This is a genomic window from Kitasatospora sp. NPDC096204, from assembly GCF_044763205.1.
Lineage (GTDB): Bacteria > Actinomycetota > Actinomycetes > Streptomycetales > Streptomycetaceae > Kitasatospora.
The window spans coordinates 166,595-181,355 of record NZ_JBIWFT010000002.1 but is presented as its reverse complement, the minus strand read 5'-3'; the positions used below and the strand labels follow the sequence as shown (position 1 = coordinate 181,355).

Genomic DNA, 14,761 nt, shown 5'->3' with positions numbered 1-14,761 from the left:
CGGCCGTGACCTCGACGCAGGCGCAGCCCCCGGTGTTGCTGTGGCTGGACTCGCACCAGGTCAACGCGTTGCCCAGAGCTCCTCCGACATCCGGGAGGCTCAGCTGACCGGCCAGAGGATCAGGTCGTCCAGTGGGTACCGGCGCGGGCGGTCGCCGAGTTCGGCGACGGCGGCCCGGAGGCGGTGCAGGTGGGCGGGGGCGAGCTCGAGCGGGGGCTCCTCGGGCTGGTAGGTGGCGCGGACCGGGTAGTCGACGCCCGGCTCACGGGTCATCTCGATGTGGCAGCCGAGCACGTGCGTCACCGGGTGGTTCTCGGCGAACGCGACCAGCCGCTCGACGGTCCGCGCGAAGGCCGGCCAGTCGGTGATGTAGATCCGCCCCGGGTAGACGGTGTCGCCGGTGAGCAGGAAGCCGGTCCACGGGTCGTAGTAGGTGACCGAGGCCTGGTCGTGTCCCGGGGTGGCCAGGCACTTCAGCACCCGACCGCCGCCGAGGTCGACCGGGGCCACCGCCTCCTCGTCCCGGTCGAAGCCGAAGTACGGCCAGGCCGCTTCGAGTTCGGGGCCGATCAGGGTGGTCGCCGGCCGGTCGGCGAACTGGACGTCACCGGCGAAGTGATCGTCGTGCGGGTGGGTGTGCAGGACCAGCAGCGGGTAGTCGCCACCGGGCCGGGGGTTGCGGGCGAGCCACTTCTCCACTAGCTCGTCGACCGTGGCGCGCAGCGGGAAGTACGCGGCCTCGGCCGTCCCCCCGGTGTCGATCAGCACCGCCCGTTCCGTCCCGAACAGCAGGAACATGAACGGCGCCTCGCAGTGGACCGCCTTGTTCTGGCGCAGGATGACGGTGTGCTCGTCGTACTCGTAGACCTGGATGTCCGGGTCCGTGTTGTGCTTCGCGGACGGAGAGCCGTGGATCCACCGCACGTCCAGCGGACGGGCGATCGGAGTACCGGCGGCGGACATGGGACCTCCAGAGTGCGTCGTCCTGGCAGACCGGGGTCGACACCGCCGCACCGCCCCCGGGACGCTAACACGGCCGGGGGCGGCCTCAGTCGGCCTTGGGAGAAGCGCTCCGGGCGAACGCGACGAAGTCGGCCCACGCCTCGGCAGCGAACGCGAGTTGGGGACCGGCCTTGTCCTTGGAGTCCCGGACGTGGACCGTACCCGGAGTGGAGGCCACCTCGACGCAGGCGCCGCCTTCGGTGCCGCTGTAGCTGGATTTGAACCAGGCCAGTTCGATGCTCATAGCTCCTCCGCCAACTTGGCGATGAATTCGGCCGAGGCCTCAGGGTTGAGGGCCCGTTGAAGGATCTTTGCATGACGTTGGCTTAGCAGGCCGACCTTATCGGGCTCTGAGTGGAGAAGGCCCATCGCCTGTCCTTCCTCGTACGCCAGCCGCTGGTGTTCAGGGCTGTCGAGCAGGATGAAGGGGCCGTTCAACCCCGGGTGTGACCCCGAGCTCGGTACGACCTGAATGACGATGTGTCGTGCTTCGCCGGTGGCCAGTAGGTGAAGGAGCTGACGCTTGTGGGCTTCTCGGCTGCTGAGGGCGTACCGCAGCGGCGTTTCACCGATCAGGAAGTTGAACGACTTCGTTTGGGTCGCCAGTACGGTCTGGCGTGCGAGTCGCGCCGCAACGCGCTCGTCGATGGTGTTGTCATCGAGCGGAGGCCAGTGTGCGTTGAGGAGTGTCCGAGCTGTTTCCTCGGTCTGGAGGAGCCCTGGAATCAGCAGCGTTTCGAACCAATGGATGACGATGGCCTCGGCTTCGTAATTCATGTACTCCTCGGCGAAGTACGGATACTTCTCGGGCAGCAGGTACTGCACCCCCGCCACCAGGATTCCCTTCGCGTCGCACATGTCGTCCGCCACCTGCAGCAGATGCATGGACGGCTTGCGCCGTCCGGCCTCCATCGACCGCAGGCTCTCGATGCCGTACCCGGCTTCGGCGGCCAGGTCCTCACGGCTGATGCCGGCTCGGGTCCGCCAGAGCTTGATCTGGTTGCCGCAGTACCGCCACGACATCGGCGGCGGGGCGGACGATGACGCGTTCATGGGGATACCTCCAGGCCGGTCGGTGCGAAGTCCGACGCTAGACGCCCTATGGCCTGGAGGTATGCGAATCAGCCCGAAACCATCCCCCCGGGTGACCCCAACAGGTGTGCGAGCCCGTCCGCCAGGCCGCCGCGCCAGCAGGCGTAGTCGTGGCCGCCGTTGAACTCGCGGTAGGCGAGGTCGTAGCCCCGGGCCGTGAGCACGTCGCGCAGGTGGCGGCTCTGGGTGAGGAGCATCCACTCCTGGAGGCCGACCTCGATCCAGAAGCGGGCCGGGCGCCGCTCCTCGGCGGCGAAGCGGCGGGTGAGCCATTCGCTGCCCGCGTCGAACTCGGTTTCGTCCGGCCACCAGAAGGACCCGGACTGGCAGAGCGCGTTGCCGAAGCGCTCCGGGCGCCGGTAGGCCGCGTAGGCGGCGGTGAGACCGCCCGCGCTCTGGCCGGCGATCACGGTGGCCGAGGGATCGGTGGTCGCGCCGAACTCCGTTGCGGCCCACGGCAACAGGCGGTCGGCGAGGAGGTCGACGAAGGCCGGGTTGCAGCTCAGGTCATCCGGCCGTTGCGGGCCCATGGTGTGGACGAGCAGGGCGACGGTGGGCGGGATGGCGCCGTCCGCCGTCAGGTTGTCGAGGGTGTCGCCGACGGACAGCACCTCGCCCCACATCTCGCCGTCCAGCAGCACCGCGACCGGGTACGGGCCGCCGTCCGCGCGGTGCCCGGCCGGGAGGTGGACGTCCACCCGTCGACCGGCCGCCGTACGGGCGAGCGTCCGCCCGCGTGGCACGCCGTCGCGGCGCCGCACGTACGGCTGCGCGGGCGCGGCGGGCAGGCTGAGCACCGACGAGGGGTGGCGGCCGTCGCGGGCGGGAAGTCGGGGCTCGCGGTCGTCCGGGTCGGGGCGGGCGTGGTCGAGGACGCGCAGCCAGTCGGGGCGGGTGGCGCCGGGGGCCTCGCCCCGGAACGGGTACAGCTGGTAGGAGGCGCGGTGGTCCGCGCGCAGCCGGTAAGTGATCGACCACGTCCCGTCCGCCTGCCGCTCCATCAGATGTGGTGTCAGGTCGCCGGCGTGGCGGTCCTTGTCGGTGACGGTGTGCAGCAGGGCGAGCACGCCGTCGCAGTCCTCGCCCCGGTGGGTGAAGGTGACCAGGCGGTACGCCGGGTCGGCGGGGTCGGGTGCGATCAGCGGGAAGCGGGTTGCCACGGTGGGGCCTCCAGGAGTGGTCACGCGGGGCTGCCCTTGCGGCCGAGCAGCACCCAGAGCAGGAAGGGACCGCCGAGGACGGTGGTGACGATGCCGACGGGGATCTCCACCCCGGCGAACAGCACCCGCCCCAGCGTGTCCGCGAGCACGACGAGCAGGCCGCCGGTCAGCGCGGAGCCGAGCACCGGCACCCGCGCGGGCCCGGCCAGCCGCCCGGCGATGACCGGCGCGGCCAGCGCCACGAAGCCGACCGGCCCGCAGACGCCGACCGCCAGCCCGGCCAGCGCGACGGACAGCAGCAGGCAGGCGAGCCGGACCCGGCCCGGGTCGACGCCGAGCGCGGAGGCGACGCTGTCGTCGAAGCGCAGCACCGCCAGCCGCCGGGCCACCACCAGCGTGATCGGCACCAGCACCGCCAGCCCGATCAGCGCGGGCGTGGCGACGGCGAGGTCCCGCCCGTTGAGGCTGCCGTTGGTCCAGATATAGAGCGAGCTGGCCGAGTTGAGCGAGCGCCGGGCCATCGCGACCTGGATGACGGCCGAGGCGAGCGCGGACATGGCGAGCCCGACCACCAGGACCCGGTAGCCGCGCGCGCCGAGCCCGCCCGAGGCCAGGGAGACGACCAGGACCGCGACCAGCGCGCCGAGCGGCCCGGCCCACCAGGCGCCGAAGGTGCCCGCGGTGCCGGCGGAGATCAGCACGGCGGCCGTCGCGCCGTCGTTGACGCCGAGGAGTTCGGGGGTGGCCAGGCGGTTGCGGGCGAGGGTCTGGGTGAGGCAGCCGGCCAGGCCGAGGGCGGCCCCGGCGGCGAGCCCGGCGACGATCCGGCCGAGCCGGAACTTCTGCACCAGCAGCACGTCCAGTCGGTCGCCGTGGCCGAACACGGCCTGGAAGGTGCGGGTGAGGTCGAGTTCGCTCTGCCCGGCGTGCGCCGAGACCACCACGGCGGCCAGCAGGGCGGCGGCCAGGCCGAGCGAGGCCAGCAGGGCCCGGTGCGGCAGCAGCAGCGACCAGGTGCCGTACCTCAGCGCCAAGTCCGCTCTGGGCACGGTTGCTTCGGCCCGTTGGGTGGAGGGCGGCGCGGACTCGGCCGGGTCGGCCATGGACAGTGCGGCGGAGCGGCGCGAGCGGACGATCGCGATCAGGGCCGGGGCGCCGATCAGTGCGACGATCACCGACACCGGGGCCTCGAAGGGCCGGGCCACCACCCGGGCGAGCACGTCCGCGCCGGTCAGCACGGCGGCGCCGAACAGTGCGGCGAGCAGGGAGAGCCGCCCGACCCGGGGGCCGGCGACGGCGCGGGCGAGGAAGCCGGAGAGCAGCCCGAGGAAGGCGACCGGCCCGGCCAGCGCGACCGCGGAGGCGGTCAGCAGGGTGACGGCGACGGCGACGGCGGCCCGGATGGCGCCGGGCCGGTGGCCGAGGCCGCGGGCGAGGTCGTCGCCGAGGGCGAGTGCGGTCAGCGGCCGGGTGGTGAGGGCGGCGAGCAGGAACCCGGCGCCGAGCACCGGGGCGAGCTGGCGCAGCGTCGTCCAGCCCTCCACCCCGGCCAGTGAGCCGAGCACCCACACCCGGTACCGCTCGTACGCCTCGGGGGAGTTGACGATCAGCACGTCGGTGAGCCCGCGGAAGATCGCCGCGACGGCGGAGCCGGCGAGCACCAGCCGCATCGGCGAGCCGCCGCCCCGGGCGCCGGCGACCAGCAGCACCACGGTGCTGGCGAGCACCGCGCCGCCGAAGGCGAAGGCGAGGTAGCCGAAGGAGGTCTGCACGCCGAGCACGGCGATGCCGAGCACGACGCCCAGCGAGGCGCCGGCGTTGACACCGAGCAGCCCGGTCTCGGCCAGCGGGTTGCGGGTGACGGACTGCAGCTGCGCCCCGGCGACGCCGAGCGCGGCGCCGACCAGCAGGGCGGTGAGGGTGCGCGGCAGTCGAAGGTCACCGACGACCAGGGCGAGCCGGCCGTCGGCGCGGGCACCGTCGCGGTTCAGCAGGTAGTCCAGCACCCGGCCGGGGCCGACCTCGCCGGCGCCGACCGACAGCGAGAGCGCGGCCAGGGCGAGCAGCAGCACCACCACCGCCGTGACGGTCGGCCAGGTGGGGCGGGCGCCCTCCGTGCGCCGCCCGGGCCGTCGGGGCCGCCCGGACCGTCGGGGGTTCGGCGCGGTGACGGGGGGCGCCGGGTGGACGCCGGCTTGCGACAATGTCATAAGGTAAGGCTAACCTAACGATCGAGCCCGTCCGTGGGGCACCCCCGCTCCGTCGAGCTGCCCGGACCTCGCTCAACTCCCGTACCACCACTGCCCCGGAGGCCCCCATGCCGTTCGCCCGTAGCCCGCTCAGCCCCGTCCGCCGCCGTGCGGCCCAGGCGCTGGCCGTCACCGGGACGGCCGCGCTCCTGCTCACCGGCTGCGGCTCCTCGGGCTCCTCCTCCGCGGGCTCGTCCACGGCCGCCTCCCCGGCGGCGGACGCGGCGGGCGGCGGTAACGGCGGCGGCAACGGCGGCGGTAACGGCGGTGTCGGCGGCAAGCGGACCGTCAAGGACGCCACCGGCAAGGCCGTCGACGTCCCCGCCGAGCCCAAGCGGATCGTCACCCTCACCCAGGAGGACCTGGACGCGGTGCTCGCCCTGGGCGTCAAGCCCGTCGGCATCACCAACGGCCAGGGCCTGGCCGAGCCGCCCGCGTACCTCAAGGACAAGGTGCAGGGCGTCCCGGTGGTCGGCAACCTGCTGCAGCCCGTGATGGACAAGGTGATCGCCGCCAAGCCGGACCTGATCCTGGCCGGCGACATGCAGGACGAGCAGGTGCTCAAGCAGCTGCGCGAGATCACCCCCGCCACGCTGGTCACCATGGCGCCCACCGACGACTGGAAGCTCGCCTTCCGCGGCATCGGCAACGCCGTCAACAAGCTGGACCAGGCCAACAAGGTGATCGGCGACTACGAGGCCAAGGCCGCCAAGGCGGGCGGCGAGCTCACCGGGAACAAGGGCGCCGCCGTCTCCATCGTGCGCTGGAACCCCACCGGCCCGAGCTGGATGGAGAAGAAGCAGTTCGCCAGTGGCGTCGCCCTGGACATGGGCCTGACCCGCCCGGCGGCCCAGGACAAGGACGGCAACGCGCACAGTCCGGCGCTCAGCCTGGAGAAGCTGGGCGAGATCGACGGGGAGTGGCTGTTCCTGTCCACCCTCACCGACGACGGCAAGGCCGCGCTCAAGGACGTCCAGTCCAAGCCCGCCTACCAGGAGCTGGGCGCGGTGAAGAACAACCACGCCGTCACCGTGGACGGTTCGGTCTGGTCCACCCGGGGCGGCCCGCTCGCCGCCGACGTCGTCATCGGCGACTTCGCCAAGGCGCTGGGCGGCAACTGAGCGCGCGCCGGTCGAGGGGGAGACTGCCATGGAGTTGACGATCGAGGGTCTCAGCGCCGGCTACGGACCGGGGCGCCCGGTGCTCGGCGGCGTCGACCTCACCGTGCCGGCCGGGCAGGTCGTGGCGGTGGTCGGCCCGAACGGCTGCGGGAAGTCCACCCTGCTGCGGTCCGTCGCGAGGCTGCACCGGCCGGACGGCGGACGGGTCCTGGTCGGCGGCGAGGACGTGTGGCGGCTGCGCCCGCGCCAGGCCGCCCACCGGATCGCGCTGCTGCCGCAGAGCCCGCAGGCCCCGGAGGCGGTCACCGTCACCGGGCTCGTCCGCTACGGCCGCCACCCGCACCAGGGACTGTTCCGCCAGTGGTCGGAGCAGGACGAGCGGCTGACCGCCGAGGCCCTGCGCGCCACCGGCGTCGAGGACCTCGCCGACCGCCGCCTCGACCGGCTCTCCGGCGGCCAGCGCCAGCGCTGCTGGCTCGCCATGGTGCTCGCCCAGGACACCCCGGTGGTGCTGCTCGACGAGCCGACCAGCGCGCTCGACCTCGGCCACGCGGTGGAGGTGCTGGAGCTGGTCCGCCGGGTCGCGGCGGGCGGGCGGACGGTGGTCATGGTGCTGCACGACCTCGCGGCGGCCGCGCGTTACGCGGACCTGCTGGTCGCACTGCGGGACGGCGCGGTGGTGGCCTGCGGGCCGCCGCGCGAGGTGGTGGACGCGCCGCTGGTGCGGGCGCTGTACGACATCGACAGCCATGTGCTCGCGGCGCCGGGTGACGGCGCGCCGGTGATCGTGCCCCGGGCGCCGCTGGGCTGAGGGGCTGAGGCGCCGCTGGGCTGAGGGGCCGCTGGGCGGAGGGTCGAGGGGTCGGGGGGCTGAAGGACGGGCGGGGCGGCTGCGTGGGGGCAGCGGCCCCGCCTTTCTTCGCTTCTTCGATCACTCGTTCGAGTGGTTTGAATTCACCATGTCAGGGCCTGGGTTCACCCCGCCCGTCGCGTTGTCAGTGCCCCTCGCTACGTTCCTCGCATCGCTGGTCAGCAAGGCGATCGACAGGTGTTTCCCTGGTGGGAGGAGTACGGCCGTGGCATGGGTGGAGACGGGCGCGGGAGGGTACCGCGTCGCGCTCGACGGGGACGGCAGGGTGGTGTGCCGCAACGCGGCGGGCCGCGACCTCAAGTCCCTACCGTCGAAGCTCGGTGACGACCCGGTGGTCACCCAGCTCAAGCAGCTCGCGGAGTGGCTGGCCGCGCACGAGCGCGGCTGCCTGGAGGACGTCGAGCGCTGGATGGTCCGCTCGCTGCCGGTGCCCGCCGCCGTGCTGACCGCCGTGTGGCCGGACGACGCCTGGCAGGGCGTCCTGAAGGACCTCGTGGTCACCGCCACGGACGGCTCCGTCGCCGGCTTCCTGCGCGGCGCCGACGCCGAGCGCGGCCTCGGCCTGGTCGACCTGGACGGCGACACCGTGCGCCTCACCGACGGCGAGGTCCTCATACCGCACCCCGTCCTGCTCCAGGACCTCGACGAGCTGCGCGAGTTCGCCGTCGAACTCGGCGTCTCCCAGCGCGTCCAGCAGCTCTACCGCGAGGTCTGGCACCGGCCCGCGCAGGTGCCGGCCGGCACCGAGGTCACCACCTACGCCGGCGGGCGCTACCGGGAACTGCGCGAGCTGGTCGGGCGCAGCAACCGGCTCGGCTGCCGGGTCCGCGGCGGCTCCGCCGTCCAGCCGGTCACCGAGGGCGGCCGCACCGTCGAGGCCCGGGTCTGGGTCGGCGACTACTACGAGTACGACGAGTGCGAGACCGGCGCGCTCAGCTGGGCCGGCCCCGACGGCCGCGCCCTGCCGCTCACCGAGGTCGGACCGGTCGCCTGGTCCGAGGGCATGCGGATGGCCGCCGCCCTGTACGCCGGCCGCACGATCCAGGGGGACGAGACCGCATGACCACCACCGTGAACCCGACCGCCGCCACGCCCGAGGACCTGCTCGACGCCGGGGCCGTGCTCCCGCCCGGCACGCTGCCCGACGCCGGCCGCCCCGACAGCGCCGCCGACGTCCTCACCGCCCGCACCTACACCCACCCCGCGCTCGACGGGCGCCGGATCGTCCGGCTCGTCCCCGGCGCCCTCGGGCAGGCCGAGGACCTCGCCCTCGACTTCCTCGGCCTGGCCCCCGAGGCCGCGCCCGCCGAGGTCGGCCAGGTCCGCCAGGAGGCGCTCGGCTTCCCCGCCTGGGCCCTGGTCCACGACCCGGCCAACGGCCACCACGCGCTCGCCCTGGTCAAGGAGCTGGAGCGGCTCGCCCGCCAGGCCGCGTCCAAGCCCGGCGCCGCCAAGGACGGCTTCGACGAACTGGCCGGGCGCCTCGGCCGGGCCGTCCCGCACTTCCTGCCCACCTTCTGCGAGGAGGTCGGCCGGATCTTCCTGCGCCACGAGAACCGGACCTACGCCGCCGCCTGGTTCGGCAAGGCCCGCGAGGCCGAACGCACCCACGGCCTCACCGTGGACGAGGAGCGGCTGCGCGCCGTCTTCCTGGAGTTCGCCCTGGCCGGCGCGCTCACCGTCAAGTCCCTGCGCCAGTACGTCAAGGAGCTCGCCCAGCGGCTCGACCCGCTGACCGCCTGGCAGCGCTTCCGCCAGCTGTGCACCGAGCGCTCCGCGGCCGGCATGGCCCCGTACGCCGGGGTCGCCGAGGACGCCCGCGCCCTGATCAGGGCCGCCGGACTGGACCGCGCCGAGCACGAACGCGCGCTGCTCGCCGAGCTGCTGGACTCCCCGGCGGTCAACCGGGCGCCCGGCGCGTTCTGGAAGTCCTGGCACGGCGCGCTGGTCGAACTCGGCCGCGGCGACGCGGCGGTCCGCACCCGGCTGCTGGAACTGCTGCCCGACCCGGCCTCCTCCGACCCGGCCCCGCACGACACCGCCTGGCTGGAGCTGCTCGCCGAGACCGGCGCCGAGGAACTGCTCACCGGCCCCCGCCCCGAGGGCGCCGAACCCGCCGCCGCCTGGCTCCAGCGCTGGTGCAACCACCACGGCCGCGGCTGGCGCAGCCGGCCCAGCTGCCCGGCCACGCTCGCGCTGGCCGGCCGGATGGCCGAGCGGCTGAAGGCCGACGCCGTCCCGGTCGACCTCCACACCGGCATCCGCGGCAGCCACACCCGGATCGACCTGCTGGACCAGCTGCTGGCCGCGGGCGTCCCGGTCGCCGACCCGCCGTCCGGCCTCGGCCTCGACCTGCGCGAGTGGATCGCGCAGTGCGGCCCCGACAGCCCCGCCCTCACCGCCGTCGCCGCCGACGAGCGGTACCGGCCGCTACTGCGCACCGCCACCCCGGGCGCCTGGGAGACGGCCGTCAAGCGGCGGGCACCCGCCCTGCCGGTGCTCAACGAGCTGTTCGCGGAATGGGCCGAGCAGCGCGCCGAGGAACTCTCCGCCGCCCGCGGCCTGGCCGGCGCCGCCGACCTCGTCCGCTCGATCGGCCAGTACCGCACGGCCGTCCGGACGGTCGCCCCGGCCGTCGCCGAGCGGATCGCCGCCCTCGACGTCACCACGCTGCTCACCGACGCCCTCCGGGCCGGCATCCTGGACGAACTCGGCTGGCCCGCCCTGGAGGAGGCGCTCGGCAAGCTCGCCGACCCGCCCGCCGCCGACGCCCCGCAGCACCCCGTCCCCAGCCTGGGCGCCGCCGGCCTGGACGAGCTGGTCATCGAGGACGCCTGGCCGCAGCTGATCCTCTCCCGCCGCGACCAGGCCGTCGTGGTCGGCCCGGAGGGTATCCTGCTGGAGCACACCCTGCGCACGCCCGGCCCGGCCACCCGCACCAGGCTGCGCCTGGTCGACGGCGAGCTGCTGGTCGCCTGGCGGCACGAGGGCAAGCAGCTCGCCTACTGGTCCAGTCGCCCGGACGAGCAGTTCGAGCTCGAGGGCCAGACCATCGCCGGCTACTACTACGGCAACCGGGATCCCCAGGCGCCGTCCCTCCAACTGCCCGGCGGCGGCCGCACCACCGGTGAGCGCCCGCTGCACGCCGGCGACACCCGGATGCCCCAGGAACACCGTGTCCTCGGCGACGGCACCGGCTACTGGACGCAGCGCCGCACCTCCGAGGGCGACGCCGTCCTGCGCGAACTCGACCCGGCCACCGGCACCCTGGGGCGCACCGCCGAACCGCCGGTGATCGCCGCCACCGCCCCGGCCGGCCGGCTGGTCCACCGCAGCACCTGGCTGCTGCCGCTCCAGCCCGGCCTGGAGCGGACCCCGCTCGGCACCGACGGCACCGTGCTCGGCAGCTGGGCCCGGGTCGAGCCGGGCAAGGCCGTCACCACCTTCACCGCCGACGGGCAGCGCATCGTGGTGCCGCTGGCCGGTCAGCGGGCGGACACCGTCCCGGTCGGCCGGCTCAGCCTGCCCGGCGCGGCCACGCCGGTGGTCAGCCACGTCTCCGGTGACCACTTCGCGCTCAACCTGCCCGACCTCACCGGCCGCGCCGACCGCACCACCGACCTGCGCCCCTGCCGCTCCGGCGAACTCTCCGCCGCCGGCACCCCGCTGATCCCGCCCTACCCGCACTGGCACGCCCTGCGCCCGCGCGACGAGGCGGGCTCGGAGGTGCTGCGCGCCGTCACCGCCGAGCAGGCCGCCCGGCTGATCGACGCCGCCTGGCCGGTCGACGCCGAGCCCGGCCCGGAGAACGAGCGGCGCTGGCTCACCGTCCAGGGCGTGCGCCGCCCGCTCGCCCGCAACGGCGAGGCCCTGCGCTCCCTGCCCGTCCAGGCGGTCGGCGCCGCCCTGCCCGGCATCGCCCACCCGCGGCTGCTGGCCGGCGTCGCCGGGCTCGCCCGCGCCGCGGCCGACCTGCTGGACCAGGTCGCCCGGTTCGTCCCGCAGCCGGAGGCCGAGCGCCCGAGCACGGCGAAGGACGCCGAGTGGCGGCCCGACCACGGCCGCGACCACGAACTGCGCGACGCCGTGCGGGCCGTGCTGCCCGGGATCGGCGGCCTCGGCAGCAGCTGGGGCGAGTCCGAGCAGTGGGCGGTGCTCAACAACCTGCGCACCGTCAGCGCCGTGCTCGCCGCCCCGCCCGCCGCGGCGGGGGAGGGCTGGACCACCCCCGCCACCGTCACCCTGCGCAGCGGCGACGCCCACCACGGCTGGCTGGACCTGCTCGGCCACCTGCACGCCCTCGCCTACGCGGTGGCCGCGCCGTTCACCCAGCCCGCCCACCGCTCCTCGCTGGTCCTGCTGCTCGGCGAACTGACCAGGGGCCCGCTGGCCGAGCGCGGCGCCACCCTGCGCGAGATCGTCCTCGCCGAGCCGGTCCCGGCGGCCGCCAACGGCACCGGCAACCGGCCCGTCACCCGCCGCCAGGGCGAGGTGCTGCGGCACGGCGAACGCACCGTCGTCATCCTCGGCCACGTGCGGCAATACAACGACGGCACGGTCCACTGGCTCGCCGTCGACCACGACCCGAGCGGGGAGTTCGGCCCCGTCGCGCACTTCACCACCGTCGCGGAGCGCGACACCGAGGAACTGGTCTCCGCCGCCTGGGTCGCCAAGTTCTGGCGGGTCGCCGCACTGCGCGGCACCATCCCGGCGGACCACGCCCGGGCCGAGGCCTTCAGCGCGCTCACCGGCATCGGCGCCGCCCGCGCCTCCCTGCTGCTCAGCCCGCCGTCCGGCCTGCTGCACTGGAGCTCCGTCACCGTGCCCGCCGAACTCGGCCTCAAGGCCGGCGAGTTCAAGGCCGCCCGGTCCTGGCTGTGCGGCCACGACCACGCCGGACTCGCCGCGGTCTGGGGCGCCCTGCTGCCCGCCGACCCGAAGACCCTGTGGACGGAGGGCCCCGACCTCGCCGCCGGAGCCGAGGAGTGGATCCGGCGCTTCGGACGGCTCGTCACCCTCCCCGAGGAGGCACTGGCCACCGTCCGGGGCGTGTCCATCGACACCGTCGAGGCAGTGCTCAACCCCTCCCGCACCCCGTGGCTGACCCGGCGCACCGGATACCGGATCACCGAGGAAGGCGGGCCCGGCCCCCGGCTGGTCCCCGAGGACGCCTCCGCCCTCCCCGACAACGGCACGCTGCGCGACACCGTCGAGGCACTGCGCTGGCTCGCCTACCACCTGCCCGCCGACAGCCCGCTGCGCCCGCTGCTGCCCACCGCCGCCACCGCGCTGCACGACCGGCTGGCCGACCCGGAGCTGCTGCTCGACCTCCACCTGATCAGCACCGTCAAGGGCGCCCCGCTGTCCGCCGTCCTGCGCACCCACTTCGGGCTGCCCGCCGAGGGCGGCGCCGACCAGGACGGCCTGGTCCGCTGCGGTCCGGCGCTCGTCCTGGCGCCGCACCACGAGAAGTACGAGCGGGTCTGGCTGCGCCCGGCCGCCCTCACCGGCCCGGACGACCCGCTGCTCGAACTGCTCGACGGGCTCTGCGACAGCTACTGGTACTCCGTCGAGCGGCGTGCCATCGAGGCCGTGCTGCGCGGCGAGCCGGTGCGGCTGGCCTCCTCCGCCGCCGTGCCGGTGGGCGGCGAGGGCCCGGCCTGGCTGCAGAACCCCCAGCTGTCCGTCCCCGGGCTGGTCACCGAGGTGTCCCGCACCCACGACCTGGGCGAGGACGCGGCCACGCTCTACCTCCAGCTGCTCGCCCTGCCCGACCCGACCGACCGCAACGCCGCCCGCTGGACGGGCTGGAAGCCCGCCCGGCTGAAGAAGGCCCGCGCCGAACTCGCCGCCACCGGCCTGGTGCTGGAGGCCAAGCGCGCCCGGGCCGGCCGCAGCCTCTTCCTGCCAGGCGGCTGGCAGGAGGCCAAGGCGCCCGCCCTGCCGGCCGAGACCTGGAAGGCCGCCCTGTACGACCTGCCCACCTACCGGCCCGCGCTGGTCACCCTGCCCGTCCCCGAGCTGTTCGCCCGGGCCTGGCAGCGGACCGTCGACGGCGACACCCCCGGTTACGAAGAGCTCCAGACCAGCAAGCGCAGGAAGGCCCGCCGATGAGCACGACCACCACCACCGCCCCCGCCGCCGCGGACCGGCAGACCGTCCCGCCCGAGGAGAAGTACGCCGCCGAACTGGAGTTCCTGGCCGCCCACGACAGCGGCCCGCGCCCGCCCGGCTGGCGCCTGACCCCGCGCGCCGTGGTCACCTTCGTGATGGGCAGCGGCGGCGAGAAGCTCAAGGCCGGGCGCAAGGGCCTGGTCATCGAGCCGAAGTTCGTCGGCGAGCGCGCCCTGGTCGAGCGCTGCGTCGTCACCCTCGCCGGGGAGCGCGGCCTGCTCCTCGTCGGCGAACCCGGCACCGCCAAGTCCATGCTCTCCGAACTGCTCGCCGCCGCCGTCTGCGGCACCAGCGCGCTCACCGTCCAGGGCACCGCCGGCACCACCGAGGACCAGCTCAAGTACGGCTGGAACTACGCCCTGCTGCTGGCCAAGGGGCCCAGCCGCGAGGCCCTCGTCCCCTCGCCCGTGCTCACCGCGATGACCACCGGCGCGGTCGCCCGGGTCGAGGAGGTCACCCGCTGCCTGCCCGAGGTGCAGGACGCCCTGGTCTCGCTGCTCTCGGAACGGCGCATCGCCGTCCCGGAGCTGGCCGGCACCCCGGACGGGCAGCTGCACGCCGCGGCCGGCTTCACCCTGATCGCCACCGCCAACCTGCGGGACAAGGGCGTCAGCGAGATGTCCGCGGCGCTCAAGCGGCGGTTCAACTTCGAGACGGTCGGCCCGATCGGCAGCCTCGCCGCCGAGGTCGACCTGGTCCGCCGCCAGTCCACCGCCGCCGTGGCCCGGGCCGGCGCCGCCTACGCGGTGGACGACGCCGTGCTGGAGGCCCTGGTCACCGCCTTCCGCGACCTGCGCACCGGCCGCTCCACCGAGGGCTGGGACGTCGAACGCCCGTCCACCGTGATGAGCACCGCCGAGGCGGTCTCCGTCGCCACCTCGCTCGGCGTCAGCGCCGCCTACCTGCCCGACGGAGGGGACCTGCTCGGCCGGCTGCCCGGCCAGCTCCTCGGCGTGGTCCGCAAGGACGAACCGTCCGACGCGGGCCGGCTGCTCGGCTACTGGGACGGCCCGGTCCGCCGCCGCGCCGAACAGGGCGCCGCCACCTGGCGCACCCTGTGGGACCTCCGCTCGGTGCTGGAGGCCTGATCCG

The 14,761-nt window shown here is 74.7% G+C and carries 10 protein-coding genes; 5 read left to right on the top strand and 5 right to left on the bottom strand.

Features of this window, described 5'->3' with window-relative positions; all coding sequences use genetic code 11:
• Positions 1-99 precede the first annotated feature (99 nt).
• From ACIQ87_RS02545 to fhuB, 5 genes are all read right to left on the bottom strand, one after another.
• A complete protein-coding gene (locus tag ACIQ87_RS02545) occupies positions 100-963 on the bottom strand; it encodes an MBL fold metallo-hydrolase (RefSeq protein ID WP_402400407.1) in 864 nt (287 codons plus the stop codon).
• Positions 964-1,048: 85 nt separating this feature from the next.
• Positions 1,049-1,246 (bottom strand): DUF397 domain-containing protein, encoded by a 198-nt coding sequence (locus ACIQ87_RS02540; RefSeq protein ID WP_402400405.1) that lies wholly within the window; start codon positions 1,244-1,246, stop codon positions 1,049-1,051.
• Positions 1,243-2,055: a Scr1 family TA system antitoxin-like transcriptional regulator gene (locus tag ACIQ87_RS02535; RefSeq protein WP_402400402.1), complete on the bottom strand. Its 813-nt coding sequence runs from the start codon at positions 2,053-2,055 to the stop codon at positions 1,243-1,245. The genes ACIQ87_RS02540 and ACIQ87_RS02535 overlap by 4 nt, the downstream gene beginning before the upstream one ends.
• 68 nt (positions 2,056-2,123) lie before the next feature.
• Entirely contained in the window at positions 2,124-3,254 is a 1,131-nt protein-coding gene (gene fes / locus ACIQ87_RS02530; RefSeq protein ID WP_402400399.1) for an enterochelin esterase, read from the bottom strand.
• A gap of 20 nt (positions 3,255-3,274) precedes the next feature.
• Entirely contained in the window at positions 3,275-5,464 is a 2,190-nt protein-coding gene (gene fhuB, locus ACIQ87_RS02525; RefSeq protein WP_402400396.1) for a Fe(3+)-hydroxamate ABC transporter permease FhuB, read from the bottom strand.
• A 107-nt stretch (positions 5,465-5,571) separates the two neighbouring features.
• Between fhuB and ACIQ87_RS02520 the strand changes: the two genes are divergently transcribed.
• The 5 genes from ACIQ87_RS02520 to ACIQ87_RS02500 all read left to right on the top strand — a co-directional run bounded on the left by ACIQ87_RS02520 (position 5,572) and on the right by ACIQ87_RS02500 (position 14,757).
• Positions 5,572-6,624: an ABC transporter substrate-binding protein gene (locus ACIQ87_RS02520; RefSeq protein ID WP_402400393.1), complete on the top strand. Its 1,053-nt coding sequence runs from the start codon at positions 5,572-5,574 to the stop codon at positions 6,622-6,624.
• Between the two features lie 28 nt (positions 6,625-6,652).
• Positions 6,653-7,435, top strand: a complete 783-nt coding sequence (locus ACIQ87_RS02515; RefSeq protein ID WP_402400390.1) for an ABC transporter ATP-binding protein — start codon at positions 6,653-6,655, stop codon at positions 7,433-7,435.
• 265 nt (positions 7,436-7,700) lie between these two features.
• The gene (locus tag ACIQ87_RS02510; RefSeq protein ID WP_402400387.1) at positions 7,701-8,558 is read left to right on the top strand and encodes a DUF4132 domain-containing protein; all 858 of its coding nucleotides are present in this window, start codon (positions 7,701-7,703) and stop codon (positions 8,556-8,558) included.
• Positions 8,555-13,609, top strand: a complete 5,055-nt coding sequence (locus ACIQ87_RS02505; RefSeq protein ID WP_402400384.1) for a hypothetical protein — start codon at positions 8,555-8,557, stop codon at positions 13,607-13,609. Before ACIQ87_RS02510 ends, ACIQ87_RS02505 begins: the two co-directional genes overlap by 4 nt.
• On the top strand, positions 13,606-14,757 hold the full coding sequence (locus ACIQ87_RS02500; RefSeq protein ID WP_402400381.1) for an AAA family ATPase: 1,152 nt from the start codon (positions 13,606-13,608) through the stop codon (positions 14,755-14,757). The genes ACIQ87_RS02505 and ACIQ87_RS02500 overlap by 4 nt, the downstream gene beginning before the upstream one ends.
• Positions 14,758-14,761 lie beyond the last annotated feature (4 nt).